Source organism: Komagataeibacter intermedius TF2 (genome assembly GCF_000964425.1).
Lineage (GTDB): Bacteria > Pseudomonadota > Alphaproteobacteria > Acetobacterales > Acetobacteraceae > Komagataeibacter > Komagataeibacter intermedius.
Genome location: NZ_BANF01000223.1, coordinates 1 through 404, shown reverse-complemented (window position 1 = coordinate 404; position 404 = coordinate 1). Strand labels below are relative to the sequence as shown.

Sequence of the window (404 nt, the reverse complement as noted above, 5' to 3'; positions counted from 1 at the left end):
GCTGCCCTCTCGGCCTCGGTCGGCGCAAACTCGGCCGCAAGCGTAACTGATTTATGCGGTGCCATGGTCAGATCATAGGCACTGATCTTGCGGGCGTTCCTTGACCAGTCCTCGCCATTATCGGCCCTTTTTGCTTCAAACAGACGATTGAGTTGCGCGTTCTTCGGTGGTGTTCTGGGATCAATGCCAAGAGCTGCCGCAATCTTGGGTTGCATGTCCGGTCGCCACGAAGCCCGCCCATCGCGACCGGTATAATAGCTGGTCAGTCGGCCACCATCCGCGTCAGGCACTTTTCCGGGCTGGGTACGGAAATCGTGCTCTGGATCTGGCAGTTCCTGCGTGAAATAGGCAGTGATCAGACGACCGCTGCTCTCAGCCGAGATTTTCCGGAACGTCATCATCAG

The 404-nt window shown here is 57.4% G+C and carries 1 protein-coding gene; it reads right to left on the bottom strand.

Features of this window, described 5'->3' with window-relative positions:
- The coding region (locus B7449_RS16515) for a relaxase domain-containing protein (RefSeq protein WP_048883850.1) at nucleotides 1–401 on the bottom strand (401 nt) is incomplete at its 3' end.
- Nucleotides 402–404: the final 3 nt, after the last annotated feature.